This window comes from Streptomyces sp. S465 (genome assembly GCF_026898115.1).
GTDB classification, from domain to species: Bacteria; Actinomycetota; Actinomycetes; order Streptomycetales; family Streptomycetaceae; genus Streptomyces; species Streptomyces luomodiensis.
Window position 1 is genome coordinate 8779693 of the sequence record NZ_CP114036.1, and the last position, 24296, is coordinate 8803988.

Here is a 24296-nt window from a genome sequence, read left to right on the forward strand (position 1 = left end):
CGGCAGGGGCACGGGTTCGGGGCCGGGCACGACGGTGTTGGCGGGGCCGTCCGGGGCCGAGAGGGTGGCGAGGGCGAAAGGTCCGGCGAAGAGAGCGGACGCGGGTTCAGGTTTCACGGACACGCTGGGTCTTCCTCGTCGCGGACGACCACCCCAGCGTCGACGGCCGGATCACCCGGCAGGACCTGGCCCGGCTGCCCTGGGCGACCTATCAGCGGACCTACGACGCACCCGCCGTGCGCCAACTCGGCATGCTCGGCATCGAGCCGCGCGTGGGGTCTTCCGTCGACAGCTTCCAGCTGCTCCCCCCGCTGGTCGCGGGCACCCGCCGGATCGCCCTGGTGCAGGCGCGCATCGCCGAACTGATGGCGCCGGTGGCCGCCGTGCGCGCGCTGGAGCCGCCGTACGAGGCGGTGCCGCTGCGCGAGGGCCTGTGGTGGCACCCGGTCCACACACCCGACGCGGCACACATCTGGCTGCGCGAGACGGCCGCGCGGGCCGGCAGACGACTGGCGGACACGCCCGGCCCGTGAGGCGCCACCCCGCCACCGCAGCGCGTGACGCACTTCCCCGCCGCTCCGGCGCCTGTGCTCACAGGCGCCCGCCAGGCCCTGTGCGGTGCGCGTAACCCCTGGTGATCGGCCGGGGAGACACCCGCGTAATGAGCGGTCCGTACGGTCACCAAGGGTGGGACCAGGCCGAGCACAGGGAAAGGAGGCGCCCGTGGTCGCGCCGGGCTCTCGGAGCGGGGACACGACGAAGGTCCGGACGGTCTGCTCGTACTGCGGAGTGGGCTGCGGGATGGTCCTCGACATCGGCACGGGACCGGACGGGCGCCGGACCGTCCTGAAGGCGTCCGGGGACAAGGAGCACCCCGCGAACTTCGGCCGGCTGTGCACCAAGGGCGCCACCACCGCCGATATGCTCGCCGCCCCCGGGCGGCTGACCACGGCGCTCCGGCGTCCCCGGCGCGGGCAGGAGCCGGTGCCGGTGTCCAGGGACGAGGCGATCGCCGAGACGGCGCGCCGGCTGCGGGCGATCGTCGACGAGCACGGGCCGGACGCGGTCGCGCTCTATGTGTCCGGCCAGATGAGCCTGGAGGCGCAGTACCTGGCGAACAAGCTGGCCAAGGGCTTCCTCCGGACCAACCAGATCGAGTCCAACTCCCGGCTGTGCATGGCCGGCGCCGGCACCGGCTACAAGCTGTCGCTGGGCGCGGACGGGCCGCCCGGCTCGTACCAGGACTTCGAAGCGGCCGATGTCTTCTTCGTCATCGGCTCCAACATGGCCGACTGCCACCCCATCCTCTTCCTGCGGATAATGGACCGGGTGAGGTCCGCGGGCGCCAAGCTGATCGTCGTCGACCCGCGCCGCACCGCCACCGCCGCCAAGGCGGATCTGTTCCTCCAGATCAAGCCGGGTACGGACCTCGCGCTGCTCAACGGGCTGCTGCACCTGCTGCACGCACACGGCCACACCGACGCCGAGTTCATCGCCGAGCACACCGAGGGCTGGGAGGCGATGCCGGAGTTCCTCGCCGACTACCCGCCCGCCACCGTCGCCGAGATCACCGGCATCCCGGAGGACGACCTCCGCGAGGCCGCCCGGCTGATCGGCGAGGCGGGGGAGTGGATGAGCTGCTGGACGATGGGGCTGAACCAGTCCACGCACGGCACCTGGAACACCAACGCCCTGGTCAACCTGCACCTCGCCACCGGCGCGATCTGCCGCCCCGGCAGCGGGCCCTTCTCCCTCACCGGACAGCCCAACGCCATGGGGGGCCGGGAGATGGGCTACATGGGGCCGGGACTGCCCGGACAGCGGTCCGTGCTCGTCGACGCCGACCGGGCCTTCGTCGAGCAGCTGTGGGAGCTGGAGCCGGGCGCGCTGCGTGCCGAGGGCGCCGGCAAGGGCACGGTCGAGATGTTCCAGAAGATGGCCGCCGGGGACATCAAGGCGTGCTGGATCATCTGCACCAACCCGGTCGCCTCCGTCGCGAACCGCAAGACGGTCATCGAGGGCCTGGAGGCCGCCGAGTTCGTCGTCACACAGGACGTGTTCGCCGACACGGAGACGAACGCGTACGCCGATGTCGTGCTGCCCGGTGCGCTGTGGACCGAGACCGAGGGCGTCCTGATCAACAGCGAGCGCAACCTCACCCTCGCCCAGCCGGCCGCCGATCCGCCCGGCGAGGCGACGGCGGACTGGCGGATCATCGCCGCCGTGGCCCGCGCGATGGGCTACGGGCAGGGTTTCGGGTACGACAGCGCCGAGGAGGTCTTCGAGGAGATCAAGCGCGCCTGGAACCCGGTGACCGGCTGGGATCTGCGCGGGGTGAGCTACGAGCGGCTGCGTACCACTCCGGTGCAGTGGCCGGCGGCGAGCGCCGAGGGGTCCGACCGCAATCCGATCCGGTACCTCACCGAGAACGGGTCGCCGGCCTTCCCGACCGCCGGCGGCCGCGCCGTCTTCTACGCCCGCCCGCACATCCCGGCGGCGGAGATGCCCGATGACGACTACCCGTACGTGCTCAACACCGGCCGCCTCCAGCACCAGTGGCACACCCTGACCAAGACGGGCAAGGTGCCCAAGCTGAACAAGCTCGACCCCCGTCCCTTCGTGGAGGTGCACCCGCGGGACGCGGCCGAGCTGGGCCTCGCCGAGGGGGACTCGGTGGAGATCGCCTCGCGGCGCGGGCGGGCCGTACTGCCCGCGGTCGTCACCGACCGGGTGCGGCCGGGCTGCTGTTTCGCACCGTTCCACTGGAACGACCTGTTCGGGGAGTATCTGAGCATCAACGCGGTGACCAGCGACGCCGTCGATCCGCTGTCGTTCCAGCCCGAGTTCAAGGTGTGCGCGGTGGCGCTGACCAAGGTGGCCACCCCGGTGACGGTGCGGGCCCCGGCCCTGGTGAGCGCGCGGCCCACGGACTCGGCGCCCGCCGAGGGCCCGGCGGCCCTCCCACAGCCCGCCGCCGCGGCCCCCACCCCGCTCGGGCTGGAGCCCGCCCCGTTCGGCCTGGAGTCCGCCCCGTTCGGCCTGGAGCCCGCCCCGTCCGGCCTGGAACCCGGCTCGTTCGGTCTGGAACCCACCCCGCCGCCGGTTCTGGCCGAACCCGAACGCCGGTACCTGACCGGCTTCCTCGCCGGCATCCCGTCCGGCGCCCCGGGCGTGCCGGTGCTGCCGCCGGACGCCCCGTTCAGCCCGGAGCACGCCCAGTGGGTGAACGGTGTGCTGGCCGGGATGTACTCCAGGGCCGAGGCGACGCCCGCCACCGCACACCGCGCCGGCGGCTCCCCGGGGGCATCCGCCCCGGCCGCGGACGCTCCGCGCCGCCAGGTCGTGATCCTCTGGGCGTCACAGACCGGGAACGCCGAGGAGTTCGCGACCGCCACGGCCGAGCGGCTCACCGCGGACGGCCACGCCGCCTCCCGCGTGTCCATGGCGGAGGCCGACCCCGCCGCCCTGCCGTCCGGCGCCGACCTGCTGCTGATCACGAGCACCTTCGGCGACGGCGACGCCCCGGACAACGGGGCCGGCTTCTGGGACGCCCTCGCCTCGTCCGACGCCCCCCGTCTGAAGGACCGGCGCTACTCCGTCCTGGCCTTCGGCGACTCCTCCTACGACGACTTCTGCGGCCACGGCCGCCGCCTCGACCGGCGCATGGCGGAACTGGGCGCCGTGCGGCTGGCCCCGCGCACCGACTGCGAACCGGATTACGAGAGCGAGGCCGGGGCCTGGCTGGACCAGGTCCTCACCGCGCTGAGGAGCGCGGGACACACCGCCCTCGCCCCGGCCCCGGAAGCCGCCCCGGCCCCCGCAACCGCCCCGGCTCCCCGGCCGGGCCGTCCCGCCCCTGCCACCGCCCGCCTGACCGGCAACCGTCGCTTGAGCCGGCCGGGCGCGGGCAAGGAGGTCCGCCGCTTCACCTTCGACGTCCGCGACAGCGAGACACCGCTGGTCTACGAGGCCGGTGACGCCCTGGCGGTGCACCCGCTCAACTGGCCCGAGCTCGTGACGGAGTGGCTGGCCGTCACCGGCCTCGACGCGGACGCGACCGTACGGATCAAGAACGTCGGAGAGGTGTCCTTCGCCGAGGGCCTGCTGCGCCACCTGGACATCACCCGCATCACCCCCGGCCTGCTGCGGTTCGTCGCCGACCGCGCCCGCGACCCCCGCGAGCTGCGGAAGCTCCTGCGTCCGGACAACAAGGGCGAGCTGGCGCAGTGGTCCTGGGGACGCCAGGCCGTGGACGTGGCGGCCGAGTTCGGCATCCGGGCCGGGGCGCAGGAGTGGGCCGATGTGCTGGGGCGCCTGACGCCCCGCCTGTACTCGATATCGTCCAGCCCGCGGACCGACCCCCACCTGGTGTCGCTGACGGTCTCCGTCGTCCGCTACGAGAACCCGGGCGGCCGCCCGCGCCAGGGCGTGTGCTCCCCGTTCCTCGCCGACGCCGAGCCGGGGAGCCCGGTGCCGGTCCGCGTCCAGCGCGCCCCGCACTTCCGCCCGCCCGCCGACCCCGCCACGCCCATGGTGATGGTCGGACCCGGCACCGGTATCGCGCCCTTCATCGGCTTCCTGGAGGAACGCCGGGCCCGCGGCCACCGCGCCCCGAACTGGCTGTTCTTCGGCGAGCAGCACCGCGCGACCGACTTCTACTACGAGGAGGAGCTGACCGAGTTCCTCGCCGAGGGCGTCCTCACCCGCCTGGACACCGCCTTCTCCCGCGACCAGCGCACCAAGATCTACGTCCAGGACCGCATGCGCGAGCACGGCCCCCTGCTGTGGTCCTGGCTCCGGGACGGTGCCCACTTCTACGTCTGCGGCGACGCCTCCCGTATGGCCAAGGACGTCGACCGGGCCCTGCGGGACATCGCCACCGTCCACGGCGGCCTGGACGAGGCCGAGGCGGCGGCGTACGTCAAGCAACTCGCCGCCGACAAACGCTATCTGCGCGACGTCTACTGACCACGAGGGCCGCCCGGCTACGTGCCGTGCGCCTGACCGGCTCCCGCCCGGCGCCGATCCGCCCCCTACCGTGACGTCAGGCCGCGCTCTTCGAGTTCGTCCGCGCACTCCTTTGGCACCACTATCGCGGTCGCCTCCAATCTGTTCTGGTGCCGAGGGGGCGCGGACGGGCTGAGCGCTTCCTGCCGCTCGTGTTCGGCCTCGGCACGGGCTTGTTCGATGCGGTCGGCGATCTCCTGGCAGCCGGCGGTGCGGGGGCGCGCCGGCGTCGGCTCCTCGGTGGCGGACCCCGGGTCCGGGTACGGCTCGGCGTCGAGGGCGGCGGTGGCGGCGACACCGGCCAGGCACAGCCCCGCCCAGACGACGATGACCACACGGCGGGCGCTCACGAGCCGGCCAGGTCGAGTGCGGCGCGCACCAGTCGCTCCCGCGCGTTCGGTTCCCCTCGAGCCATGGGGACAGCGTAGATGAGGCGACTTCGTACCGTCAGTCGGGCGACGCTGGACGAGGGCGCGGTGCCCGTCCCCGACGCGGTACTGGCGGCGATGCGCGCGCATCCGCAGGGAGGGGGTGCGGTCGTGATCGGTGGGTGCGTGGCCGAACACCCCGGCATGGTCGTGGCCCGTACCGGATTCGGCGGGACCCGGATCGTGGATCCGCCGCTCGGCGAGCGACTCCCGTGCATCTGCTGAACGGGCGCGGTTTCCAGGTGGCCGGGACACACCGGCGGACCGGACACTGGAAGGGGAAGAGCCGCCGGAACGCCGTGCGGAACGGACCGAGGGAAGGGAGGAACCCCGTGCCCGAGACTCCGCACATCGTGAGCGATGTGATGACACGGACGGTGGTCGCCGTCGGGCGTGAGGCGCCGTTCAAGGAACTGGTGCAGACCCTGGGCACGTGGCGGGTGAGCGCCATGCCGGTCCTGGAGGGCGAGGGCCGGGTCATCGGCGTCGTCTCCGAGGCCGACCTGCTGCCCAAGGAGGAATTCCGGGACAGCGACCCGGACCGCTTCCAGCAGCTGCGGCGCCTCCCCGATCTCGCGAAGGCGGGGGCGGTGACGGCGGAAGAGCTGATGAGCTCCCCGGCGGTGACCGTCCACCCGGACGCCACGCTGCCCGAGGCGGCCCGGATCATGGCCGTCAGGGGGGTCAAACGGCTTCCCGTGGTCGACGCCGAGGGGAAGTTGCAGGGCATCGTCACCCGGGGTGATCTGCTGAAGGTCTTCCTCCGCACAGACCAGGACATCGAGGCGGAGGTCCACCGCACCGTGGTGTCCCACCTCTTCCCCGGCAGCGGTGTCCACGTCCGGGCCCGGGAGGGTGTCGTCACCCTCAGCGGACAGCTCGGCGACACCGCGCTGATCCCCGTGGCCGCGCGCCTCACCCGGGCCGTGGAGGGAGTCGTGGACGTCGAATGCCATTTCCGGGGCGTCGGGCCGGACCAGGCCGCACACCCCGCCTGACGGGGGCCTCCCCGGCCGGTCCCGCACGCACCACGCACGGCCGCGGTTACGGCTCGGTGTCCAGCACGTCCTGGACCGGCCGGCGGGGGTCCGGGCGCCCGGACGGCCGTACCCCAAGCGCAGCACCATCTGCACATAGGCCATGCCCGCCGCCGGGGCGGCGCTGGTCCTCCAGGCGGCCGGCGTGTATCTGCCGCCCCTGCGCGCCCTGTTGGGCACCGAGCCGCTGCCCCCGGGGGGCCTCGCCGTCGCGTGTGTCCTCTCCGGCCTCGGGCACATCGTCATGCGCGCACAGGCGCGGCTGGTCCCGGAGCGGCCACCCCGGACGGGCTCCGCCGTCCGCGAGGCGCGACGGGGCGCCAGGTGAGGCGGGCGCCGGGCAGGTCGGGCGGAGGTCCGGCCGAGCGCTCCGCCGACTCCGTCCGTTCCGGCACGGGGGAGCGGTTACAGACCCTGCGACAGCAGGAGTTCGTGGGCGAGCCGCGCGCCGCGTGCCGCCTCCTCGGGCGGAACGTCCTTCGACGGGATGTTCTCCAGGCCGTGGGCCAGTGCCCGGACGGCCTCGGCCAGGGTTCCGACCTGTGCTTCCAGCCGGCTCAACCGGGCTTCCGGTCCGCGCTCGGCATCGGATGCTTCGGGATGGTTGTGCGTCATGTCGTGCCTCCCCACGAGGCGGTGACAAACCGGGCCTCAGCTCGGTGGGAACGAACGAACGCCCGCCAATCGGTGGTCGTGTGCATGCGTGCGTCCGGGCCGGGGAACACAAGGGGGGCCCGGCCGGTGTTCACTCATCGGTGGTCACGCATCCACATCCCGCCTTACTGCCTGACTTCCACTGTGTCACCGCTGATGAGCCGTGTCCTGGGGGCGGAAGACCTGGCGGGTGGGCCGGATGGCCCCGTGGTGGGCCGAGCGGCCGTAACAGGGAGCCATGAGGCTCATCCGGCGGCCGGGGACGAGCTGGCAGGCTCGATGAGGAGCACACGGGCGGCCTGCCGCGCGTCCGTGAGAGGAGTCGGGAGATGCACCACAGAACGGTCGGAGAGCTCATGACGCGGCCCGTGGTCCGGGCGCCGCGCGACATGCCGTTCAAGGAACTCGTGGCACTGCTCACGGAGCACGATGTCACCGCCGTGCCGGTCGTGGACGACTCCGGACGCCCGGTCGGTGTGCTGTCCGAGGCCGATCTGCTCCGCAAGTCGTCCGGTCAGGCCGACCCGTCGGGTCTGTTGCCCCTTCCGCACCTGGAGGCGTGGGAGCGCGCGAAGGCGCGGGGGGCGAGGGCGGAGGAGCTGATGTCGGCGCCCGCGGTGTGTGCGCGTCCGGAGTGGACGGTCGTCGAGGCGGCTCGGGTGATGTCGGACCGGAACGTCAGGCGGCTGCCCGTGGTGGACGAGACCGGCGAGCTGCTCGGCATCGTCAGCCGGGGCGACCTGTTGCGGGTCTTCCTGCGCCATGACGACGCGATCCGCGACGAGATCGAAGGGGATCTGCTGCGGCGGACCCTGCGTCTGGCGCCCTCGGCCGTGACGGTCGAGGTGCGGCAGGGCGAGGTCACGCTGGACGGGTCGGTCGAGACCAGGAGCCTGGTCCCGGTCATCGTGCGGCTGTGCCGGGGGGTGGACGGGGTGGTCTCGGTCGACGAGCACATCGCCTATGGCACCGATGACACCGGCGGCTCCGCCATGGCCGCGTGAACCCGGCAGGAGGCACCGGCATGGAACACGCCAACGCCACGGAACACGCCACGGAACAAGTGGTCACCGTGGGCCTCGACGGCTCGGCCGAGAGCCTGGCCGCCGCTCACTGGGCCGCCGACGAGGCGGAGCGGCGTGAGCTGGCACTGCGTCTGACGCACGCCTGGATCCTGCTGTCCCCGCCCACGCCGGACAGCCCCACGGCGGATGACCAGAACTACTGGGCGCGGCGGATCGTGCACGACGCCCACGCCGAGCTGGCCCGCGACCATCCGCGGCTGACCATCGTCGAGGACCTGGTCGCGGACGAGGCCGAGACGGCCCTGCTCGACGCGGCCGCGCGGTCCCGCATGCTGGTGCTCGGATCCCGGGGACTGGACCGGGTGGCCAGCTTCTTCCTGGGCGACATCGGATCGCACACCATCGCACGGGCGGAGCGGCCCGTGGTGCTGATGCGCGCGGCGGGGAGAACGGACGGACGCCGGCGTCATGTGGTCGTGGGCCTGAGCCTGCACGGTCCCCAGGACAACCTCCTCGAGTTCGCCTATGTCACCGCGTTCACCCGCGATGTGCCGCTGCACGCCGTCCACGGAAGAAAGCCGGACCGGGCACACACCGCCGCCCGGGGGACGGAATCCGACGTGGCTCAGGTCTTCACGGAGCAGGCGCGCCGGGAACTGGACGAGGTGCTGCGGCCGTGGCGGGAGAAGTTCCCCCGGGTGCGGGTGATCGACGAGGTCCGGCTGGAGAGCCCCGCCCAGGCCGTCGTACGGGCCGCGTCCGACAGCGATCTGCTGATGCTCGGACGGCGGAAGCACCCGCCCGCGCTGGGTCCCCGCCTGGGCCCCGTGGTGCAGGCGGCGGTGCACCACGCGGGCTGTCCGGTCGCCGTCGTCCCGCATGAATGAGCGGGACGCGGCAGTGGCGGGACGGATGGCCACGGTCGGCGCCCACCTGCGGCGACCGCGCGCCGCCAGGCGGTGGCGGGCGGCCTGAAGGCGCCCGGGACGGGGCGCGGTCACGTCTGCCGCGGGACGATGGCGACCGGGCACGCGGAGTGGTGGAGCACCGCATGGCCGACCCGGCCGAGCTGTAGACCACTGTGGTCACGGCGGCGGAGGGCACTGTGGTCACGGCGGCGGAGGGCGCCGACCACCAGCAGATCGGCTGTTCCGACATGTCCCGCAGAACCCGGTGCGCCGGTCGGCGACGATTGCTCGGCCACGGTCTCCCCCGAGGGGCGTTCCGTGCTGAACGAGGGGAGACGGCCCTCGTACCGCTCCCACCGGGAGGCGTGGATCAGACGCAGGGGCAGCTCATGGCGCGCCGCCTCGTCCACCGCCCAGTCCACGTCCCGCGCCGACCCCGCCCGTCACGGCGCGGCCCCGGCCAGGACCGTCCCGGGGAAGCCCGGGGTGCGCCAGACCTCACCCGCCGCGGTGATCCCCAGCGCCTCGTGGCCGTCCAGCGCCTCGACCCAGGCGCGGGCCCCGCCGCCCATGGCGAACGCGGCGGTGGCGTAGGCGTCGGTCCGGGTGAGGTGACGGCCGGTGAGGGTGAGCGAGAGCAGCCCGGTGGCGGGCCGGCCGGTGTGCGGGTCCAGCACATGCGCACCGCGCTCGGCCGTGCCCGAGGTGGCGACGGCCAGGTCGTGTCCGGTGACGACGGCGGCCGGCTCCCCTGGGCGGGCGGGGTGGGCGATGCCGATCCGCCACGGCGTGCCGGGGGCGGCTTCGCCACGCGACTGGAGGTCGCCGCCGCCGTTGACGCAGGTGTTGTGGGCGCCCGCCGCGTCCAGCATCTGGGAGACCCGCTCGACCGCCCAGCCCTTGACCATCCCGGAGGGGTCGAGCCGGCCGCCGGGGGTGTGGCTGAACCAGCCGCCGGTGGCGCGCGTCGCTTCCGCGCACAGCGCGAACACCTCGGTCACCTCGGGCCCGTACCGCTCCGGGACCGGCTCGCCACGGCCCAGGCGGCTGATCACGCTGTTGGGGCGGTAGGTCGAGAAGACCTCGTCCACATGGTGCAGCCAGGCCACGGCCTCCCGCAGGGCCCGGCGGACGGGCGGGGTGACCGGGTCACGGAGGTCGAAGGAGAACACCGTGCCCATGACGTGCTCGACGTGGCGCAGCCCACGGGCGGGCGCGGAGGTCTCAGACACCGGCCCTGTCCAGTGCGCTCTGGAGGGACCGGGTGTATCCCTCGCTGGTGTAGGTGGCGCCGGAGACCGCGTCGATGTGGGCACTCTGGGCGCTCAGCGCCTCCTGGGTCAGCTGCGGTACGGCGTAGGAGTTGATCTCCTGGGAGCGGGGGCGGTCGGACGGTGTCCGGAGCGCCTTGACGGCGGTGATCCTGCCGCCTGAGACCGTCACGGCCACCTGGACCGGGCCGTACGCGGTGTTGCTCACGTCGCCGGTGTAGGTGGCGGAGGCGCCGGAGGTGCCGGAGGTGCCGCCCGAGGGTGCGGGGGACGACGTTCCCGACCGGCCGGTGCCGGGCGACGGGGACGATGACGCTCCCGGGGTTCCGGAGGCCGGCGGCGACGCCGCCATGGCCGTGGCGGGGTTCTGGTGTGGTTTGAGCGACAGCAGCAGGACGATGCCCGCCACGGTCGAGACGGTGGTGACGGCGGCCTTGCGCACGGAGGTCTCCTTCGGGTGCGGCGCGGTGCGGATCGGACTCAGAACGCGAACGACTCGTGGTGGACGCGGCGGCGCGGCACCCCGGCGTCGCGCAGGGCGCGCCGGGCGGCCTCCGTCATGCCGGGCGGGCCGCACAGGTAGACGTCACGTTCGGTGAGGTCGGGCACCAGGCCGCGCAGTGCCTCGGCGGTCAGCGGGGAGGAGTGGACGGCCGGCTCGTCGACGACGTAGTGGACCACCGCCCCGCGCGCGGCGGCCACGCCGTCCAGTTCGGCGCGGAGCGCCAGGTCCTCCGGGCGCCGGGCCCGGTAGACGAGGGTCACCTCGCCGGGCAGCGTCTCGAAGAGGGTCCGCAGCGGGGTGATCCCGACGCCGCCGCCCAGCAGGAGGGTCTTGCGGGCGCGGCGGCGGCGTGCGGTGAAGCCGCCGTACGGGCCCTCGGCGAGCACCCGGGTGCCGGGTTCGAGGCGGGCGAGCGCCGCGCTGTGGCCACCGGACGCCTTGACGGTGATCCGCAGATACGCCGGGTGCGGGACGGCCGACAGCGAGTAGGGGTTGGCGGCCCACCACAGGCCGTGGGTCAGGAACCGCCACCGGAAGAACTGGCCGGGCTCGGCACACAGCTCCGTCAGCCGGTCGCCCGACAGGTACACCGACACCACACCCGGGGCCTCCGGCCGGACCCCGGTGACGTACAGCCGGTGGCGCAGCGCCCGGCGCACCGGGACGGCGAACCGGTACCAGACCAGCAGCGCCGCCGCTCCGATGTAGAGCGTGTACCAGGCCAGCTGGGCGGGGCGGTCGCCGACGAAGTCGGCCCCGTCGGAGAGCTGGTGCCCGAAGACGAGGAAGACCGCGAGGTAGGTCGCGAAGTGCAGGAAGTGCCACGTCTCGTAGGAGACGCGGCGGCGCACGGCGCGCGCGGACACGAACGCGGTGACGAGGAAGAGCAGGAAGCCGATCGTGCCCTTGAGCAGGTCCGGGTAGTGGAACACCAGGGCGGTGGTCTGGTCCACCACCCCGGTGTGCGATTCCAGCGCGTACCCCCAGATGATCAGCAGCACGTGGGCGCAGGCCAGCGAGATCGTGTACCGGCCGCCCATGGCGTGCCAGCGGGCCAGCCGGTCGGTGCCGACGGCGCGGTCCAGGAGCGGTACGCGGGCCATGAGGATCAGCAGCACCGCGCACGCGTAACCGGCCAGCAGCCCGGTGATCCGCCCCGCACCGGTCAGCCAGTCCGCGGCGCCGACGACCGAGGACGTGTCGCTCCACCACAGCGCCAGGACGGCGGCGGCCCCGCCCCAGATCACCAGGTGCGCGAGGGCCGGGACGGGGCTGGGCGGGCGCGGTGCCGACCGGGCCGGGCGGGTCACGGCCGGGACCGGCGTTGTCGTGCTGGTCATGGGATTCCTCTCGGTGAATTGCCTGGTCAGAGTGGTCGGCGAAGTTCTGAAAACCCTATGAACAGGGGCGAAGCGCTCGGAATTCAGAGGAAACTCAGAGGAAGGCCGGGCCTTGGCGCGGCGCGTCCCGAGGGATGCTGGAACGCATCATGGATACGCACACCACCAGCCGTTTTCTGCTGCGGCCCGACGGCGCCCGGGTCCGCGTCCTGGTCGTCGACGACGAGCCCGATCTGACCGATGTGCTGTCGGGGGCGCTGCGCTACGAGGGCTGGGAGGTCCGTACCGCCGCCGACGGGGCGTCCGCGCTGGAGGCGGTGCGGACGTTCCGCCCGGACGCGGTGGTACTCGACTGGATGCTGCCGGACACCGACGGGCTCACGGTGCTGCGCGCGATGCGGGCGGAGCTGCCGGATGTGTGCGTGCTGTTCCTGACCGCCCGGGACGCGGTGGAGGACCGGATCGCGGGGATCACGGCGGGCGGCGACGACTACGTGACCAAGCCGTTCAGCCTGGAGGAGGTGCTGGCCCGGCTGCGCGGGCTGCTGCGCAGGGCCGGGATGGCGCGGGAGCCGGACGACGACCGGCTGGTGGTCGGGGATCTGGTGATGGACGAGCAGGCGCGGGAGGTGACCCGCGGGGGTGTGGCCGTGGAGCTGTCCCGCACCGAGTTCGAACTGCTGCGGTTCCTGATGCGCAACCCCCGGCGGGTGCTGTCCAAGGCGCAGATCCTGGACCGGGTGTGGAGCTATGACTTCGGCGGCCAGGCGCATGTGGTCGAGCTGTACATCAGCTATCTGCGCAAGAAGATCGACGCGGGACGGGCGCCGCTGATCCACACGGTGCGCGGGGTGGGCTACGTGCTGAAGGCGGAGGTCTCGTGAGGCGGCCGCTCACCGCGCGGCTGCCCGGGTGGCTGCCCCGTACGCTGCGCGCCCGGCTGACCGCCGGTCTGGTGGTGCTGCTGGCGGTGGCATGTCTGGCGGTGGGGCTGACCACGGTGTTCGCGCTGGAGGGGTTTCTGGTGCGCCGGCTGGACCAGCAGCTGACGGCGGCCGGCGGCCGGTTCCCGGCCAGCCTGGAGCACGGTGAGCGGCGGCCGGACGCCGACAACCGGCCCGACACCCGTGGCCAGTCGGACGGCACCTTCGGCGCCCGGCTGGTGGACGGTACGCCGACCGACGCGGCGGTGGTGCGCGACCAGACGGACGCCGCCGTACCGCTGACCGGCGCCGACCGGCGGGTCCTGGCCAAGGTGCCGGTGGACGGCGCCGGCCACAGCATCCGGCTCACCGCGCTCCGCGGCTACCGGGTCGCGGCGGTCGCGGGGGACGACGGCGATGTCCTGATCACCGGGCTGCCGCTGCGCCCGGTGGAGGAGACCGTGCACCGGCTGGAGCTGGTGGAGACCGTGGTGTTCGGCAGCGCGCTGCTGGTGACCGGGGTGGCCGGGGCGCTGTGGGTCCGTCTGTCGCTGCGCCCGCTGCGGCGGGTGACCACGACCGCAGCGGGCGTGGCCGAGCTGCCGCTGGCCAGCGGTGAGGTGGCCATGCCGCCACCGGTGCCGGACACCGATCCGCACACCGAGGTGGGCCAGGTGGGCACCGCGCTCAACCGCATGCTCGGCCACGTCGGGGACGCGCTGGCCCGTCGCCAGGCGAGCGAGGAGCGGCTGCGGCACTTCGCTGCCGACGCCAGCCACGAGCTGCGCACCCCGGTGGCCTCCGTCCGCGGCCACGCGGAGCTGGCACTGCGCCATCCGGGTCCGGTGCCGGCCGAGGTGCGGCACGCGCTGGAGCGGATCCAGTCCGAGTCGGAGCGGATGTCCACACTCGTGGACGATCTGCTGCTGCTCGCCCGGCTCGACGCGGGGCGGCCGCTGGCCCGCGCGCCGGTCGACCTGACCCGACTGGTGCTGGACGCGACGGGCGACGCACGGGCCGCCGGTCCGGGGCACCGCTGGACGCTGGAGCTGGCCGAGGAGCCGGTCACGGTCGTCGGCGACGAGCACCGCCTCCAGCAGGTGGTGGGCAACCTGCTGGCCAACGCCCGTATCCACACCCCGCCCGGCACGCGGGTCACGGTCCGGCTGGCACCGGCCGGCGAGGACTGGGTCGAGTTCAGCGTGGCGGACGACGGTCCCGGGGTTCCCCAGGCGCTCCGGGACGAGGTGTTCGAGCGGTTCGCCCGCGCCGACCCGGGGCGGGCTCGGGCCGCGGGCGGCACCGGACTGGGGCTGGCGATCGCCCGCGCCGTCATCGCGGCACACGGCGGCACGGTCACGCTGGCCGACGCGCCGGGCGCCACCACCTTCCGCGTCCGGCTCCCCCGCCGCACCACGGCGCCCGATCCGGGCTGACACGGCGCCCGATCCGGGCTGACCGGGGCCGGCGGTGCCACGCCGGCGGCGTCGGCGTGGCGCAGAGGGTGGCAGGTGATGCCGCCGAAGGTGACGGGCACGTCGAGGTCGCCGGTGGACGCGGGGGCGCGCCGGGAACGCTCCCGCTCCCGGGAACGCTCCGCCGGGGCGCGGGCGGATCAGTCGGCGGTGCGCTGCTCCAGCGCCTCCCGCAGACGGCGCGAGGCGCCCTCCATATGCCGGGCCATCGCCGCTCGGGCGGCCTGCGCATCGCCCTTCTCGACCGCCTCGAAGATCGGCACATGGTCGGCGTAGGCGACCTCGCGGGGCCGTACGGCGCCGGTGCGCTCGACCCAGCCGCGCTGGATCACGGCGCGCATGCCCTTGAGCATGTCCCGCAGGACCGTGTTCCCGGCCAGCTCGGCGAGGGTCGCGTGGAACGCGGTGTCCGCCTCGGCGAACTCCGCGTCGGGGCATTCGCGCATCGCGGCGAGCCGGGCCCGCAGCAGCCGCACCCCCGCCTCGTCGCGGGTCTCGGCGGCCAGACCCGCGACGACGACCTCGAGTTCGGCACGGGCCCGCAGCATGTCCTGCGCGCCGCGCTCGCCGAGCACCAGGCCGAGTTCGAAGAGGCGGTACAGGACGTCGGAGTCGGCGCCGCGGAAGTAGGTGCCGCTGGACTGCCGGATCTCCAGCAGTCCCAGGAATCCGAGGGATTTGATGGCCTCGCGCACAGTGGGCCGGTTGACTCCGAGCATCTCGGTGAGCCGGCGCTCCGAGGGGATGCGGTCGCCGGGCTGGACCGCGCCGGACATCAGATAGTCGATGAGGCGGCGCGAGACCTCGGCGGCCAGCGGTTCCCTCGGCTCGACCGTGATTCTCGAGAGTTCGGCCATGGATTCCCTCACTTCGGTGTGGATGAGTCAGCCGGAAGTCTAGTTTCCTACCGGCCGACCGGTCATCCGGTTGGCCGCGTCCGGAACCACGAGGACGCCGTGGGGGACAGGGGCCGTCCTCCACGGCGTCCATGACGCGGCAGGCCGGTGGGCTCCTCGGTCAGCCGGCCGGGGCGAGCGTGATGTCGTGTCGCTGGGCGTGGCCGGGCGCCACCAGCAGGAACTCCGCACGCGGCGCATGCGCCGGGCTGGACGCGATCAGGGTGTAGCCGCCGGGTCGCAGACCGGGCAGCCGGTAGCCACCGCCGGCGGCCCGGACCAGGGCCTCGCGCTTGCCCCGATCGCTGATCACGGTGATCCACGCCGAACAGCCGTCCGGGTGCGCCGGGCAGTGCAGCGCGCCGCTGACGGTGACCGTCCCGGAGCCGGCGGAAGACGCGGTGGCGGCAGGCGCCGTCGTGCGGTGGCCGGCGGCACCGGCGGCGGGGGCGCCCGCGCTGTGGGCGCGCGCCGTGTTCGTGGTCGTGCCGGGACGCAGGGTGGCCGCCCAGGCGGCGAGGGCGGTGTGGGTGCGGTCGGCCGGGGCGGTCCGTGTGGTGGGCGGGGTGGTCGTCGCCAGCCCCCGGCCCTCCGCGAGCGCGGCGAGCGCCTCGTCCAGCGCCGCCAGCTCGTGCAGTGCGGTGTGCAGCCGGTCGGCGCGTGGCCGGTCGGCGGTGCGCAGATGGTCCGTCAGCTCGTGGATCAGGGGACTGACCCGGACCCAGGTGCCGCCCTCCTCGCCCTTCGTGATGCGCCGGTCCAGGGCATGGAGGGAGTCGACGAAGACATCGCAGACGCGCCGCAGACGGGCGGCCGACTCAGGAGCGAGGCGGATGTCGACGTCCGCCGCCGCGGCCAGGGTGTGTGCGTGCCGGGTGGCGGTGTTGAGAATCCCGAGCGCGCTCTCGTTGCCGCGCCCCCGGCCGCCCAGCGGCATCCGGACCAGTGGCCTGACCACGCTGCGCACCTGGAGGAGGGCGGCGTCCAGGGCGCGGGCCGCGCCGCGCAGCCGGACCGGGGCCTTCGGATCGGTCCAGCGCAGGGCGACCTGCTGGATCAGGTGTTCCATCGCGGACAGGTAGCCGCGCTGGACCTCGCCCGCGACCTTGCGGGTCGAGACCGGGAAGATCACCGCGGCGCAGACGGTGGCTATCGCGCAGCCCAGCGCGTTGTCCATCAGACGCTGCGTCAGCAGCCAGTTGACGTCGTCGTACGGCGTGGTCAGGCCGTACATCTGGACGAGCGCGGCGACCAGGCCGACGACCCAGTACGCGTACTGGCGCTGCATGCCCCAGGAGCCGATGGCCAGCCCGCCGACGATCACCGCGAGGGTCCACCAGATGTGGCCCGGCCCGATCAGGTGCAGCAGGACGATGCCGATGACCGCGCCGACGGCCGTGCCCACCACACGGTGTGCGAGCTTGCGCAACCGCTCATGCGTGGTGTTCGTGCCGAACAGCGTGATCATCACGCCCACCAGGCCCCAGTAGAAGCGCTGCCCGTTGATGGCGTCGGCCAGCGGGCACGTGATGGCGGCGGCGACCCCGGCCTGGAGCGGGGCGCGCAGAGACGGAACGGCGCGCCGCCACCCCGGGCCGGCCTGCGCGGCGGCGACCCGCTTGGCGGCGGGACCGGCTTCGGCCGGACGGTTGCGCTCCAGCGCCACGGTGGGCTGGAACGGCACCCTGGCCCGTACGGTGGACGAACTCCACCCCAGCTCCAGCCAGCGGGCGAGGGATTCGGCGAGCCCGTCCAGCAGGTCCGCGACACGGTGGGCCAGGGCACGCACCTCCGCCTGCTCCGCGCTCGTCCCCTCGGGGACGGCGGCGGCCTGCTGCCGGATCAGCTCGGCGGCCGGGCGCAGCGCGTCGGCCTGCCCCAGATGCGTGTCGCGGGCGATGACCAGGCCGATCACAAGTGTTTCGCGCAGCGGAGCCGGAACCTGGCGGGCCGTCAGCTTCTGGATCGCCTGGCCGATGCCCTGGAGGGCGAGCTCGGCGTCGAAGAGGTACTGGTGCAGCAGCTCGGCGGTGTCCGGGTCGGCCGCGACCTCGGGCTGGGCGAGGTGGCCGTCGATGGTGACGGTGGTGATGTTCAGCCGGCGCTGCGCGCGGCTCATCCGTTTGACCGCCGTGGCCTGGTCGGCGTCGGGGTCCAGGGCGGTGGCGGCGGCGTCCGCGATCCTGCGGGCCTCGACGAGGAAGGCGCGCTGGGTGCGCAGCAGGTCCTCACGCGGCATCGGATAGCACAGCAGCAGCCGGGCGAGCAGTACGGCCACCGAGGCCACCACGGCGATGACGGCGAGCGGCCCACAGGTGTCCAGCGGGATGACGATGATGCCGCCGACCATGAAGGCGTTGAAGGTCATCATGCCGGTCAGCAGGCCGATGGGACCGAAGCGGGCCAGGAAGAACGCGAAGGCCAGCGCCACCACCAAGAGGGTGAGGTCGAGCATCCGGTGCGGATGCGCCCATGAGGCGATCGGCAGGGCGGCGCAGTAGGGCAGGGGCATCCACAGGCTGGAACGCGCCAGTCGCAGCGGGGTGTTCTCGGCCACCACGAAGGCGCTCATCAGCCCCATCATGCCGCCGACCACCATGCCCAGCATGGTGGGCACGTCCAGGACATGCGTCATCCCGTAACCGACCGAGAGGGAGACGGTCATGGACACCAGCGCTCGCCACCCCGCCTGAAGGTGGCCGAGGCCGGGATCGGAGGCGAGCACCCAGTCCCACCAGCGTCTGGGTCCGCCGACTCGGGGCGGGGCGAATCTACGGGCAGGGTGTGTGGGGTGCGGGTCCGTGGCCGACGGGGGTGAGTCGATAGCCGGCGTCGTCAACTGGCCTCCGTTTCTCTGGCGGGTACAAGGGGTGTGGCCGGACGTGCGGGGCGGTCACACAGCCGCGCGGTGCCCCGGAGCGGCCGGGCGTACGCAGGACGCGGAGAGCCCGCCGATGTCGCTCAGTGGCCCTCTCGGGCCCTGCCCCATCCGACACTCGTCGGGTCCCAGCGAACGATGCATTGGCCAATTATATAAGTGGCTTTCACTTCGGCGGTGGCCGGGGCACCACGCCGGAACCGCCGGTCCGCCACGCCGGAGGCGTCATCTCCTCACCGCCGCAGTCCGTTTCACCCCGGGCAGCCCGTGATGCACCCCGGCGTCGCGGACGTTGTGGCATCAGCGGCGGAGTCGGCGGCTCGGCGGCTCGGTGTCTCACCGGCCCGGTCGGGTGACTCGCCCGGATCACAGCCTCAGCGTCGCCGCCACCGGCAGGTGGTCGCTGTCGGTGGCGGGCAGGGTCCAGGACGCGCGCGGATCCACGCCGCGCACGAGTATGTGGTCGATCCTCGCCACGGGGAGGGAGGCGGGCCACGTGAGCCCGAACCCGGCGCCCGCCTCGCTCTGGGCCGAGCGCAGTCGGGAGGTGACGGCGGACAGTGCCCGGTCCTCGAAGGTGCCGTTGAAGTCGCCCACGAGCACGGTGCGGCCCGCCGGTTCGGCCCGCAGGGCGTCGCCGAGGCGGTGCGCGGCGGCGTCGCGCGCGCCGGCGGCGAAACCCGAGAAGGGAGTGAACCGGACCGACAGCAGATGGGCGACGAAGACGGTGACCGGCCCCTTGGGTGTCCGCACGGTGGCGCGCAGCGCGCGTGGCCAGGGCGCGATGTCCACCGTGCGGGAGGCGTCGATGGGGTAGCCGCTCCACAGTCCGACCGTGCCCCGCACCACGTGGTACGGGTAGGTGCCGGCCAGTGTTCTCTCGTACTGCGCTGTCGCGCTGCCCAGCTCTTCGAGGGCCAGCACATCGGCACCGGAGGCGGCGAGGGCGCGTGCGGTGTGCGCGGGGTGCGGGTTGTGCTCGTTGACGTTGTGGGACACCACGGTCAGGTCTCCGCCGTCCGCCCGCTTGTCGAGGAGCGTCCCGCCGAACAGCGAGCACCAGGTGAGCGCGGGCAGGACGACGGCCACGGCGGCGGTCGCGGACCGGCGGACGAGGGCACAGAGCAGCAGCGCCGGCACGGCCAGCCCGGTCCAGGGCAGAAAGGTCTCCACGAGGCTGCCGAGGTGGCCGACCTGGTTGGGGATCTGGGCGTGGAACAGCATCGCCGCCGCGGCCGACAGCGCGAGCACGGCGATGGTCCGGCCCCGCCGCCAGACGCCGCCGCCGGTCGTGGCGCTCTCGTCGGCCTCGGGCGGGGGAGCGGGCGCCGGCGGTGTGGAAGGGGTGTCGAGGGAGGTGGTCATGGTGCTTTCACCGGGTCCCGGAGGTGGTCGTCGACACCCACCGCCGTACGGCCTCGATCAGGGTGCGGCTGCTGTCGAGCGCGGCCCGGAGCCCCTCCTGGGGGCTGGAGCCCGCGCGCTGGTGGAGGACGACGCCGAGGATCAGCCGGTCGTGTCCCGCGCCGTCGGGCGCGGTGGCCGCCCACATCAGGGCGCCGCCGGCGGGTGTGCTGGAGCCGGTCTTGAGGCCGATCACACCGGCCGTGCCCAGCAGGGTGTTGGTGTTGCGGATCGGGCCGGGCACACCGGGGACGGTGGTGCTGGGCTTGGCGACGATGGCTCGGAACACCTCGTTGCGCATCACCCGCCGCGCCAGTTTCAGCTGGTCGGCGCTGGTGCTGGTGGTCGTGGACTCGATGCCGCTGGCGCCGCTGTAGGTGGTGTGGCGCATGCCCAGATCGTGGGCGGCCCGGTTCATCTTCGCCACGAACGCCTCCTGCGAGCCCGCGTCCCAGCGGGCCAGCAGCCGGGCGATGTTGTTCCCGGAGGGGATCAGCATCAGTTCCAGCACGTGTCGTTCGCTCAGCCGCTGTCCGGCCCGCACCCGCACGCTCGACTCCGAGCCCGAGCCGGACTCGTCGGCGGCCGGCTGGTCGACGGTGATGTCGGGACCGGCCTCGCCGGCCCGCAGCGGACGGTCACGCAGGATCACGTACGCGGTCATCACCTTCGTGACGCTGGCGATCGGCACCGGCCTCTGGGCGCCGTCGGTGGCGACATCACCGGTATCACCGGTATCACCGGTATCACCGGTATCACCGGTGTCGCCGGTTGCCCCGGTGTCGCCGGTGCCCTCGACCAGCACGCTCGTCTGGCCCTCCCGCGGCCAGGGCCACGACAGCGAGCCGTCCTCTCCTGAGGTGAGTCCGACGCACAGGCCGATGACGGCCACGAGCACCACGGCCGTGGCAGCGGCTGTGCGGAGGGGAGGCCACGAGCGGCCCGGCCGTGGCGGCTGCGCCACGCCCGTGCCAGGTGGGCGGGGGATACGGTCACGGTCCATGTGCAAGGCACCTCCAAGGTGGTCGACGTGCTGCGCTCGTGCACGTCGGCCACCTTGGCCGGGCCGGATTTCCGCGGGGTCGTGACCGTGGCTCCGGCACCGCTCGGCCGGTCTTCCGTTGTGTATCAGCTCTGTGGCGTCAGCCCGTCGGCGGCAGCCGGAGCGTGACGACGGCTCCGCCGTCGGCGGCGTTCGAGAAGTGCAGCGCCGCCCCGATGACCCGGGCCTGGCCCGAGGCGACGGTCAGCCCGAGTCCGTGACCGCGGCCGCGCTCGGCCGCGCCGGTGCGGAACCGCTGCGGCCCTTCCACGAGCAGGCTGTCGGGGAAACCGGGGCCGTGGTCGCGGACCACGACCGTCGTTCCCTCGATGGTGACCTCGACCGGCGCACCGCCGTGCCGGTGGGCGTTGGTGAGCAGGTTGGCGAGGATCCGGTCGAGCCGGCGCGGGTCCGTCTCGACCACGCCGGGCGCGGCCCCGGCCGTGAGGGTCGCTTCGAGACCGGTGCGGGCCAGCGAGTCCCGGACCATGTCGGGGAGAGCGACGGGCCGCAGATCGGCGCGTTCCACACCGGCGTCGAGACGGGAGATCTCCAACAGATCCTCCACGAGGGTGCGCATCACCCGCACCCGGTCCCTGACCAGATCGGTGGCCTCGCTCTCGGGGAGCAGCTCGGCGGAGGTGACCAGGCCCATCAGCGGGGTGCGCAACTCGTGTGCCACATCGGCGGTGAAGCGCTGTTCACCGCGCAGCCGGTCCCGCAGGCTGTCGGCCATGGAGTCGACGGTGGCCGAGATCTCGGTGATCTCGTCGCCCGCCCGGCCGCCCGCCTCGGTCCTGGCGTCCAGGTCGCCCGAGGCGATGCGCCGTGCGGTCCGCGCCACCCGCCGCAGCCGTCGGTTGGGGAGTTCGGCGGCGAGGGCGGACACGGGGACGACGACGGCCAGCGCGGCCAGCGAGTACTTCCACATATGCCGGTCCAGGGCGCGGCGGCTGAGCTGATCGGGCGTCATATCGACCCAGATGGCCACCAGACGGCCGTCGGACAGCCGCTTTCCGGCCCACATCCGCGGACGGTAGGGCTTGCTCTCGTCGTACACGGCCGCCTCCCCTTGGGTCCGCACCCTCCGCACCAGCTCCGGTGGCATCTCCCCGGGGGCGCGGACGACGGCGTCGGGCCCGCTCCGGCCGCCCGAGCGGAGGGCCGTGTCCAGTGCGGTGTGCGCCTTGACCGCGCCCTCGTTCATGGACCGCTCGTAGGTGCTGTGGTGCACCAGCAGTCCGACCGTCAGCGCGATGCCGCAGCACGCCGCGGCCACCAGCAGGGCGATCTTCCAGCGCAGGGAGCGCCAGTTGAGCAGGGACCGGGTGCCCACGTCAGCGCCTCAGCTTGTAGCCGAAGCCGCGCACCGTCTCGATCCGTCCGGCGCCGATCTTCTTCCGCAACCGCTGGACGCACAGGTCGACGACGCGGCTGTCGCCGTCCCAGCCGTAATCCCACACGTTGCGCAGCAGTGTCTGCCGGTCCAGCACGATGCCGGGATGCGCGGCGAACTCCAGCAGCAGCCGCAGTTCGGTGGGTGCCAGCGCGACCGGCTCACCGGCCAGGAACACCTCCAGGCCGCCCGTGTCGATGGCCAGGTCACCGAAGCGGAGCCGGGCGCGTTCGGGGCGCGGCTCGGGCTGCTCGGGGCGGCCCGGCCGGCCCGGCTGGTGGCCCGTCGATCCGGCCGCCGCCGGGGTGGCCGGATCGGCGGGTGCCGTGGCCGGTGCGAACGTGGCCCGCCGCAGCAGCGACCGGATCCGGGCCACCAGCACCGCGGTGTCGACCGGCTTGACGACATAGTCGTCGGCGCCCGCCTCCAGGCCGGATATGACGTCCAGCGCGTCGCCGCGGGCCGACATCATCAGGATCGGGTCCATGCTGGTCTCCCGGATCCGGCGGCACAGTCCGATGCCGTCGAGCCCCGGCAGCATCACGTCCAGCAGCAGCAGGTCATGGCCCCCGTCCCGGAACAGCTCCAGACCGGTCAGCCCGTCTCCGGCCGTGGTGACGCGGTAGCCGTAGCGCTCCAGCGCCATCGCGACCGACCTGCGGATCACCTCGTCGTCCTCCACCAGGAGGATCGTGACGGGCGTGGGACCACCGTCACCGGCGGCTGCGTAGGACATGTTCACCAACCTGTGCGAGGAGCGGAGCCTCCCATGATGCCGAAGGAGATCTCCGCCCCGGCGAGGCCGGGCCTCCGTGGCCGCTCAGCTGTGTATCAACCGCGTATCGGCCGCCGTCACCGCACAACACCGCGTCACACCACCGCGTCTAGGCGTCGTGGCCGAAGTCGGGTACGTCGGTGGACAGCAGGTGCTCGGCGCCGCCTTCGAGGGCCTTGGCCGTCTCGGTGGAGCGGGGGAGCATGGTCTTCTCGTACGTGCGGATGGCGTCGTCGACCGTGGCGGCGTTCGCGAGCGCGAGGGCGAGTTCGGCGGCGTCGAGCATGGCGAGGTTGACGCCGACGCCGAGCGGGGGCATGAGGTGGGCGGCGTCGCCGAGCAGGGTCACCGTCGGGTTGGGTGCCCAGGTGTGCGGGACCGGGAGGGCGAACAGCGGGCGGTCGACGTAGGGGCCTTCGTTGTCGGTGAGCATCCGGCGCATCCGGGGCGACCAGTGGGCGTACTCCTCGAGGAGCAGGGCGCGGATGCCGTCGGTGTCGTCGGCGGTCAGGCCGCTCCTGGAGAGCCAGTCGACCGGGACTCGCCGGATGATGTAGACGCGGATGTGGTTTCCGCCGTTGCGCTGGGCGAACAGGCCCCGGTCGCCGTCGGCCGCGGCGGCGCTGCCCGGACCGACCAGCTCGGCGATGTCGGGGTGGCGGTTCTCGACGTCGGAGAACCACGCCTCCAAGAAGCCCACCCCGGTGTACTCGGGGACGGCGGTGGACACCACCGGGCGCACCCGGGAGAACGCGCCGTCGGCGCCGATGACCAGATCGGTCTCGATGGTCGTACCGTTCGCGAAGTGCAACCGCCGCGGCCCGTCGGCGGGCCCGCTGACGGTGTCGAGGGCGTGGCCCCAGCGCACGGTTCCCGGGTGGAGGGAGTCGAGCAGCAGGTCGCGCAGCTGGCCGCGGTCGATCTCCGGCTTGAACAGCTCACCGGCCGCCGGGACGTGCTGGTCCGTCAGCGTTCCGGACGGGTCCCAATGGCGCATTTCCTGCCCCTCGGGGCGGGACAGTGCGAAGAACTCGTCGAGCAGACCGGCCTCGCGCAGGGCGATCTGGCCGTTGTCGGCGTGCAGGTCGAGGGTGCCGCCCTGGTTGCGTGCGTCGGGGCCCGGGTCGCGGTCGTGGACGGTGACGTCCATGCCGTGTCGCTGGAGGATGCGGGCGCAGGTCAGTCCGCCGGGTCCGGCGCCGATGACGCTGATGCGGGCGTGGGCGGGTGCGGGAGAGGTCATGGTGGGTTCCCTGTCGATGGGCGAAGAGGGGGCATGGGCGAGCGGGGCCCGGCGTGCGGACCTCAGAAAAGCAGAACGATGTAAAAAGT

20 protein-coding genes and 3 pseudogenes are annotated in these 24296 nt (G+C 73.4%); 9 read left to right on the forward strand and 14 right to left on the reverse strand.

What is annotated here, in order from left to right; all coding sequences use genetic code 11:
• Positions 1–122 precede the first annotated feature (122 nt).
• Positions 123–533: pseudogene (locus tag N6H00_RS37040) on the forward strand (LysR substrate-binding domain-containing protein); the annotation flags it as partial.
• Positions 534–801: 268 nt separating this feature from the next.
• Positions 802–4968 carry a molybdopterin-dependent oxidoreductase gene (locus N6H00_RS37045; RefSeq protein WP_443073260.1) on the forward strand — a complete coding sequence of 1389 codons (4167 nt, stop codon included), beginning with the start codon at positions 802–804 and terminating at the stop codon, positions 4966–4968.
• 65 nt (positions 4969–5033) lie between these two features.
• Here the strand turns inward: N6H00_RS37045 and N6H00_RS37050 are convergent, their stop codons facing one another.
• Positions 5034–5357 (reverse strand): hypothetical protein, encoded by a 324-nt coding sequence (locus N6H00_RS37050; RefSeq protein WP_268976260.1) that lies wholly within the window; start codon positions 5355–5357, stop codon positions 5034–5036.
• Between the two features lie 138 nt (positions 5358–5495).
• Here N6H00_RS37050 and N6H00_RS37055 point away from each other — a divergent pair.
• The 3 genes and pseudogenes from N6H00_RS37055 to N6H00_RS37065 form a co-directional block, all read left to right on the forward strand.
• A pseudogene (locus tag N6H00_RS37055) lies at positions 5496–5660 on the forward strand (hydrogenase expression/formation protein HypE); the annotation flags it as partial.
• 107 nt (positions 5661–5767) lie between these two features.
• A complete protein-coding gene (locus tag N6H00_RS37060) occupies positions 5768–6433 on the forward strand; it encodes a CBS domain-containing protein (RefSeq protein ID WP_268976261.1) in 666 nt (221 codons plus the stop codon).
• 142 nt (positions 6434–6575) lie between these two features.
• Entirely contained in the window at positions 6576–6800 is a 225-nt protein-coding gene (locus tag N6H00_RS37065) for a hypothetical protein (protein ID WP_268976262.1), read from the forward strand.
• A gap of 77 nt (positions 6801–6877) precedes the next feature.
• On the opposite strand, the gene N6H00_RS37070 is transcribed toward N6H00_RS37065, so the two are convergent.
• Positions 6878–7087, reverse strand: coding sequence for a hypothetical protein (locus N6H00_RS37070; protein ID WP_268976263.1), 210 nt, complete (start codon positions 7085–7087; stop codon positions 6878–6880).
• Positions 7088–7455: 368 nt separating this feature from the next.
• Between N6H00_RS37070 and N6H00_RS37075 the strand changes: the two genes are divergently transcribed.
• Complete coding sequence (locus N6H00_RS37075) at positions 7456–8130, forward strand: CBS domain-containing protein (protein ID WP_268976264.1); 675 nt, start codon at positions 7456–7458, stop codon at positions 8128–8130.
• 20 nt (positions 8131–8150) lie between these two features.
• Positions 8151–9038 carry a universal stress protein gene (locus tag N6H00_RS37080; protein WP_268976265.1) on the forward strand — a complete coding sequence of 296 codons (888 nt, stop codon included), beginning with the start codon at positions 8151–8153 and terminating at the stop codon, positions 9036–9038.
• Positions 9039–9148: 110 nt separating this feature from the next.
• On the opposite strand, the gene N6H00_RS40660 is transcribed toward N6H00_RS37080, so the two are convergent.
• The 5 genes and pseudogenes from N6H00_RS40660 to N6H00_RS37100 all read right to left on the reverse strand — a co-directional run bounded on the left by N6H00_RS40660 (position 9149) and on the right by N6H00_RS37100 (position 12175).
• Entirely contained in the window at positions 9149–9355 is a 207-nt protein-coding gene (locus N6H00_RS40660; protein WP_443073261.1) for a universal stress protein, read from the reverse strand.
• Positions 9347–9481 (reverse strand): annotated as a pseudogene (locus N6H00_RS40665) (universal stress protein); the annotation flags it as partial. The pseudogene N6H00_RS40665 and the gene N6H00_RS40660, both read right to left, overlap by 9 nt.
• A 21-nt stretch (positions 9482–9502) precedes the next feature.
• A complete protein-coding gene (locus N6H00_RS37090) occupies positions 9503–10240 on the reverse strand; it encodes an FAD:protein FMN transferase (protein WP_268977260.1) in 738 nt (245 codons plus the stop codon).
• Between the two features lie 43 nt (positions 10241–10283).
• A complete protein-coding gene (locus N6H00_RS37095) occupies positions 10284–10772 on the reverse strand; it encodes an FMN-binding protein (protein ID WP_268976267.1) in 489 nt (162 codons plus the stop codon).
• 38 nt (positions 10773–10810) lie between these two features.
• Positions 10811–12175, reverse strand: coding sequence for a ferredoxin reductase family protein (locus N6H00_RS37100; protein ID WP_268976268.1), 1365 nt, complete (start codon positions 12173–12175; stop codon positions 10811–10813).
• A gap of 149 nt (positions 12176–12324) precedes the next feature.
• On the opposite strand from N6H00_RS37100, the gene N6H00_RS37105 reads away from it, so the two are divergent.
• Together N6H00_RS37105 and N6H00_RS37110 are read left to right on the forward strand one after the other, a co-directional pair.
• A complete protein-coding gene (locus N6H00_RS37105) occupies positions 12325–13059 on the forward strand; it encodes a response regulator transcription factor (protein ID WP_329618596.1) in 735 nt (244 codons plus the stop codon).
• Positions 13056–14534, forward strand: coding sequence for a sensor histidine kinase (locus tag N6H00_RS37110; RefSeq protein WP_268976269.1), 1479 nt, complete (start codon positions 13056–13058; stop codon positions 14532–14534). Before N6H00_RS37105 ends, N6H00_RS37110 begins: the two co-directional genes overlap by 4 nt.
• 179 nt (positions 14535–14713) lie before the next feature.
• Here N6H00_RS37110 and N6H00_RS37115 read toward each other — a convergent pair whose 3' ends face one another.
• From N6H00_RS37115 to N6H00_RS37145, 7 genes are all read right to left on the reverse strand, one after another.
• On the reverse strand, positions 14714–15430 hold the full coding sequence (locus N6H00_RS37115) for a FadR/GntR family transcriptional regulator (protein ID WP_268976270.1): 717 nt from the start codon (positions 15428–15430) through the stop codon (positions 14714–14716).
• A gap of 160 nt (positions 15431–15590) precedes the next feature.
• Positions 15591–18194: an FUSC family protein gene (locus N6H00_RS37120; RefSeq protein WP_268976271.1), complete on the reverse strand. Its 2604-nt coding sequence runs from the start codon at positions 18192–18194 to the stop codon at positions 15591–15593.
• A gap of 519 nt (positions 18195–18713) precedes the next feature.
• Entirely contained in the window at positions 18714–19571 is an 858-nt protein-coding gene (locus tag N6H00_RS37125; protein WP_268977262.1) for an endonuclease/exonuclease/phosphatase family protein, read from the reverse strand.
• A gap of 148 nt (positions 19572–19719) precedes the next feature.
• Positions 19720–20754: a D-alanyl-D-alanine carboxypeptidase family protein gene (locus tag N6H00_RS37130; protein ID WP_443073149.1), complete on the reverse strand. Its 1035-nt coding sequence runs from the start codon at positions 20752–20754 to the stop codon at positions 19720–19722.
• 139 nt (positions 20755–20893) lie between these two features.
• Positions 20894–22129, reverse strand: a complete 1236-nt coding sequence (locus tag N6H00_RS37135; protein WP_268976273.1) for a sensor histidine kinase — start codon at positions 22127–22129, stop codon at positions 20894–20896.
• A 1-nt stretch (position 22130) separates the two neighbouring features.
• Positions 22131–22925, reverse strand: a complete 795-nt coding sequence (locus N6H00_RS37140) for a response regulator transcription factor (protein ID WP_268976274.1) — start codon at positions 22923–22925, stop codon at positions 22131–22133.
• 148 nt (positions 22926–23073) lie between these two features.
• A complete protein-coding gene (locus N6H00_RS37145) occupies positions 23074–24207 on the reverse strand; it encodes an FAD-dependent oxidoreductase (protein ID WP_268976276.1) in 1134 nt (377 codons plus the stop codon).
• Positions 24208–24296 lie beyond the last annotated feature (89 nt).

Excerpts from the sequence above, each read along its gene's own strand:
- N6H00_RS37045 (WP_443073260.1), top strand. The coding sequence starts at position 802 with ATGGTCCTCGACATCGGCACGGGACCGGACGGGCGCCGGACCGTCCTG.
- N6H00_RS37065 (WP_268976262.1), top strand. The coding sequence starts at position 6,576 with ATGCCCGCCGCCGGGGCGGCGCTGGTCCTCCAGGCGGCCGGCGTGTAT.
- N6H00_RS37070 (WP_268976263.1), bottom strand. The coding sequence starts at position 7,087 with ATGACGCACAACCATCCCGAAGCATCCGATGCCGAGCGCGGACCGGAA.
- N6H00_RS37075 (WP_268976264.1), top strand. The coding sequence starts at position 7,456 with ATGCACCACAGAACGGTCGGAGAGCTCATGACGCGGCCCGTGGTCCGG.
- N6H00_RS37080 (WP_268976265.1), top strand. The coding sequence starts at position 8,151 with ATGGAACACGCCAACGCCACGGAACACGCCACGGAACAAGTGGTCACC.
- N6H00_RS37090 (WP_268977260.1), bottom strand. The coding sequence starts at position 10,240 with ATGGGCACGGTGTTCTCCTTCGACCTCCGTGACCCGGTCACCCCGCCC.
- N6H00_RS37100 (WP_268976268.1), bottom strand. The coding sequence starts at position 12,175 with ATGACCAGCACGACAACGCCGGTCCCGGCCGTGACCCGCCCGGCCCGG.
- N6H00_RS37105 (WP_329618596.1), top strand. The coding sequence starts at position 12,325 with ATGGATACGCACACCACCAGCCGTTTTCTGCTGCGGCCCGACGGCGCC.
- N6H00_RS37115 (WP_268976270.1), bottom strand. The coding sequence starts at position 15,430 with ATGGCCGAACTCTCGAGAATCACGGTCGAGCCGAGGGAACCGCTGGCC.
- N6H00_RS37125 (WP_268977262.1), bottom strand. The coding sequence starts at position 19,571 with ATGCTGTTCCACGCCCAGATCCCCAACCAGGTCGGCCACCTCGGCAGC.
- N6H00_RS37130 (WP_443073149.1), bottom strand. The coding sequence starts at position 20,754 with ATGGACCGTGACCGTATCCCCCGCCCACCTGGCACGGGCGTGGCGCAG.
- N6H00_RS37140 (WP_268976274.1), bottom strand. The coding sequence starts at position 22,925 with ATGTCCTACGCAGCCGCCGGTGACGGTGGTCCCACGCCCGTCACGATC.
- N6H00_RS37145 (WP_268976276.1), bottom strand. The coding sequence starts at position 24,207 with ATGACCTCTCCCGCACCCGCCCACGCCCGCATCAGCGTCATCGGCGCC.